This window comes from Natronospirillum sp., assembly GCF_022565775.1.
GTDB lineage: Bacteria > Pseudomonadota > Gammaproteobacteria > Pseudomonadales > Natronospirillaceae > Natronospirillum.
Genome location: NZ_JAIUMC010000150.1, coordinates 1 through 4,699, shown reverse-complemented (window position 1 = coordinate 4,699; position 4,699 = coordinate 1). Strand labels below are relative to the sequence as shown.

Below are 4,699 nucleotides of genomic sequence, written 5' to 3'. Positions count from 1 at the left end.
GGCGCTGGCTTGCCTGCGCTTGGCGGCAATGGCACCCAAGCGCGGCCAAGGCCGGCGCCTACAGGGGTGGCACATTTGTGGGCGCTGGCTTGCCTGCGCTCGGCGGCAATGGCACCCAAGCGCGGCCAAGGCCGGCGCCTACAGTGGTGGCACATTTGTAGGCGCTGGCTTGCCTGCGCTTGGCGGCGCAGCCGCCTGAACAAAAGCAGCATCCCAATGGGGATACTCCCGAACACTCCGCACCAGGCCAGCACGCAATGGATTGGCGATGATGTAGCGGGCCACTTCCCGAATATCCTCTTCACGGCGCAGGCACCGATCATGGTAGCCCTTCTGCCAGACTGGCCGACCGAGTTTTTGGCTGGACTCCGACTTGACTCGTCGCATCAGGATGTCAATTCGGCCGTCCAGAGATTGCACCAGCCAGTGCAGGTGATCCGGCATCACCACAAAGGCAACGGAAATCACAGCTTCGGTTTCCGTTGCTTTTCTTAGGGTGTGAATGAGGCCGCGCGCTGCTCCGAAATCGGCGAAAACAGGTTCACGATCCACGGTTGTCGTTGTGAGGTGGTAGTAATGGTTGGCCAGGTACCGGCGGCCGGTTCTGAGTCGGTGGCTGTTTTTGCAGGTTGCAGTCATCGGCACCTCCTTGTCGAGGTGCCAGATTAGCAATGCGGTTTCCTGGTATAGAACTCACCGGAAGGATAGAAAGGGGCCTGCGGCCCCAGCGCGGCCAAGGCCGGCGCCTACAGTGGTGGCACTGTCCAGCTGTGAATCCATCCTGAGCTGAACAGGTGCCACTTGAATGTAATCGCTTACATAGTACACTCTCCGGTTTCAATTAAAACCAAACAAGAGTGCCCTTTATGCCCACATTCAGCCCTGACTCTGTTCTCGCTTCTCTCAGCCTCGAAGACAAGGTGCGCCTGCTCTGTGGCAAGGATGCCTGGCATCTGCATGGGCTGCCCGAGCACAATGTCCCTGAAGTCACGCTGACAGACGGCCCGCACGGGGTGCGCCTCACCGACGAACACACGCTCAATGACAACACCCACCCGGCGACCGTGTTCCCGGTTGAAGCGGCCATGGCCGCCACCTGGAACCCTGAACTGCTGCATGATGCAGCGGCGGCTATTGGCCGTGAGTGCCAGGCGCTGAACGTCGGCGTGCTGCTGGGGCCGGGTCTGAACGGCAAGCGCAGCCCACTCGGTGGGCGCAATTTCGAATACTTCTCGGAAGACCCGCAACTGACCGGCATCATGGCCACTGCCTATGTGCAGGGTCTGCAGAGCGAGGGTGTCGGCGGCTGTATCAAGCACTTTGTGGGTAACGAACAGGAAACTCGGCGCTTTCTGATCAATGCCGAAATCGATGAACGTACTCTGCAGGAAATCTACCTGGCGCCCTTTGCCAAGGCCATTCGCGAGGCACAGCCCTGGACCGTGATGGGCGCCTACAACAGCCTGAACGGCGAGTTCTGCTGTCAGAACAGTGACGTACTGCAGCGTTTGCTGCGCGAAGAACTCGGCTTTGACGGCCTGGTGATGTCCGACTGGTCGGCGGTGCAGGACAAGGTACTGGCGCATGCCAATGGTCTGGATCTGGAGATGCCCGGGCCGGCATTGCGCGACGATGAGTTGCTGCAGGCGGTGCGCAATGGTGACGTGGCAGAATCTGTTCTGGATGAACGGGTAATTCGCGTGCTGCGCTTGATCAAGCGCATCGAAGAAGAACAGCGCCCGGTGACTGTGGACTGGGAGGCTCACCATGAGCTGGCGGTGCGTGTCGCCACCGAGGCGATCGTGTTGCTCAAGCACGAACAGTCTCTGCTGCCCCTGAGCACACAGAGCACCACAGCGCTGATTGGCGAGTTTGCCACCGAGCCTCGTTTTCAGGGTGGCGGCAGTTCCCACATGAAGCCCAAGGGCATGACCCTGCCGCTGAGCGCGCTCGAGCAGCGTGGCACCGTCCGTTATGCACAGGGCTACAAGGACACGGGCACCACGGACGAGTTGATCGCCGAGGCTGTCACGGTCGCCCGCGAGGCCGATCAGGTGGTACTGCTGACCGGCACCACCGACAGCATGGAAAGCGAGGGTTTCGACCGGGCCAATATGGAACTGGCACCGGATCATGTCCGGCTGATTCGCGCCGTGGCCAAGGCCAACCCCAAGCTGGTGGTGGTCATGCAAAGCGGCTCTGCCATGGACACCCGGGCCATCGAAGACGCTGCTCCGGTAATACTGCAAGCCTGGCTGCCCGGTCAGGGCGGCGGCGAAGCGCTGGCGCGCGTCCTGTGCGGCGAAGTCAGCCCGAGCGGCAAGCTGAGCGAAACCCTGCCGCTGCGTCTCGAACACAACCCGACCTACGAGACTTTCCCGGGCAACAAGACGGACGTGACCTATCACGAAGGGCTGTTCGTCGGCTATCGCTATTACGACACCAAGAAGCTGCCGGTGGCCTACCCGTTCGGCCACGGCCTGAGCTATACCACCTTCGATCTGAACGACCTGCGCATTGAGCAAAACGGCAATGATGCACCCGCTCGCCTGCAGGTGACAGTGACCAATACAGGGCAGGTGGCCGGTGCCGAAACCGTACAGGTGTACATCCATGATGAAGTCAGCACACTGCGTCGCCCCGAGCAGGAGCTGAAAGGTCTGGCCAAGGTGCATCTGGAGCCGGGCGGCAGTGAAACCGTCACGGTGACGCTCGATGAGCGGGCTTTCGCCTGCTATGTCACGCATCTCGGCCGCTGGGCGGTGGAAAGCGGACGGTTCGAGATCCGGGTGGGCACGTCATCGCGCGATATCCGGCTGCGCGAGTGGATCTCAGTGGAGTCAGAGACCGAGGTGCGCATTCTGCCGTCGCTGGAAGACCCCGTTGAGGAATGGCTGGCCGACAGCCGCACCAGCCCGGTCATGCGCTCGGTGCTGGATGATCTGGGCTTTGACGATCAGCATCCGATGGCCGCAATCGTCAGAGGCTTCCCGATTCCACAGTTGGTCAAATTCATTCCGTGGATGGGGCATGACGAAGCGACAGCGCAACGCGCGTTTCAGCGGCTGGCAGAGCAACGAAGCGCAGTTGGCTGAACGCCAGAACACCCATCAGGGCCATCCCGCCTGCCAGCGGGATGGCTGTGGTCTGCGGCAAGGCGCCAATACCGAAGGTGGTCAGGGTAGCGATACTGAACTGCATTACACCCATCAAGGCAGAGGCCGTGCCGACGCGCATGTTCGGCAAGGACAGCGCGCAGGCAGCCGCATTGGGATTGATCAGCCCGATAAACGAAATGAAGACAAAGATCAGCGGCAACAGCAGCCAGAGCGGCGGCTGTTGCAGCAGCAGCGCCGCAGCCGCCATGGTCAGGCCGGATACCGGCAACACCCAGATCACGACACGCAGCACCTGGCGCATGTGCCAGCGGTGCAGCAGCCAGGTGTTGAACTGACTCAGGGCAATAAACCCAGCCGCATTAACGCCAAAGATGATGGCATATTGCTCAGGGCTCAAACCGTAGGTATTCATCAGCAACGCCGGTGATGACCCCAGGTAGGCGAAAAACCCGCCCATGGCCAACCCGGTGGTCAGTGCAAATCCCATGTATTCCCGCCACTGCGTCAGTTCACGATAGTCGGCAAACACCCGGCGGAAGCTCAGCTTGCGCTCTTCGCCGGGGTGGGTTTCTTCCAGCCCGAGAATCAGCCAGGTCATGCAGGCCGCCGCCGCCAGGCCCTGGAACAGGAATATCCAGCGCCAACTGCCCAGACTCAGCACCACGGTACCCAGAATGGGCGCCAGAATCGGGGCTACTCCCAAAACCAGGATCAGCATGGAGAAGGCTTTGGCCGCCTCCTGGGGTTCTGTCTTGTCGCGCACGACCGCCCGCGCAATGACCATACCAGCACAACCGCCCATGGCCTGCACGAAGCGCCACAGCAGCAGTGATTCGGCTGTAGTCACCAGCGCACAGGCGATGGAGGCGGCAATATACAGCGCCAGGCCGAAAATCAGTGGCGGCTTGCGACCGAAGCGATCGCTCAGCGGGCCATACAGGCTCTGCCCGAGGGCGATACCGATAAAATAACTGGCCAGCGTCAGTTCGATGGTGTTGGTGGTGGTATCCAGGCCATCGGCAATTTCCACGAAGGCGGGCAGATACATGTCGATCGCCAGCGGGCCGAGGGCAGTGATCAGCCCCATCAGAATCAGCCAGGAGGGAAAGTTGCGGTAGGTCATCGAACGATGTTAACAAATGTAATCGATTTCTTCATGGGTCGGTGGTGTGCTACGTGGTCGGTGGCGTCAAGCGGGGTTGACGGGGGGGCCTGCGGCCCCAAGCGCGGCCAAGGCCGGCGCCTACAGTGGTGGCTCATTTGTGGGCGCTGCTTTAGCTGCGCTTTGGCCGTTATGGCACCCAAGCGCGGCCAAGGCCGGCGCCTACAGGGTGGCTTATTTGTAGGCGCTGCTTTAGCTGCGCTCGGCGGCGGAGCCGCCCCATAAGCGCGGCCAAGGCCGGCGCCTACAGCTGGATGTTTACCGGCCGCTGGCCCCAGGTAACGCGCACATGGCCGCCGAGGTCGCGGCGCTGCCCAAGCTGTTCATAACCGGCATCAATCAGCAGCAGCGCCACATCATCGGCCTGATCATGGCCGTGCTCCAGCAGCAGCCAGCCACCGGCGCGCAGCACCCTGAC

Annotated in this window: 3 protein-coding genes; 1 reads left to right on the top strand and 2 read right to left on the bottom strand. The window is 61.5% G+C overall.

Annotated features, from left to right (window positions below):
* Positions 1-138 precede the first annotated feature (138 nt).
* On the bottom strand, positions 139-639 hold the full coding sequence (locus tag LAT62_RS15985) for a transposase (protein WP_293386175.1): 501 nt from the start codon (positions 637-639) through the stop codon (positions 139-141).
* A 227-nt stretch (positions 640-866) separates the two neighbouring features.
* Between LAT62_RS15985 and LAT62_RS15980 the strand changes: the two genes are divergently transcribed.
* The gene (locus LAT62_RS15980) at positions 867-3,095 is read left to right on the top strand and encodes a glycoside hydrolase family 3 C-terminal domain-containing protein (RefSeq protein ID WP_293386173.1); all 2,229 of its coding nucleotides are present in this window, start codon (positions 867-869) and stop codon (positions 3,093-3,095) included.
* Here LAT62_RS15980 and LAT62_RS15975 read toward each other — a convergent pair.
* Positions 3,013-4,242, bottom strand: a complete 1,230-nt coding sequence (locus LAT62_RS15975) for a multidrug effflux MFS transporter (RefSeq protein ID WP_293386171.1) — start codon at positions 4,240-4,242, stop codon at positions 3,013-3,015. The genes LAT62_RS15980 and LAT62_RS15975 overlap by 83 nt on opposite strands.
* Positions 4,243-4,699: the final 457 nt, after the last annotated feature.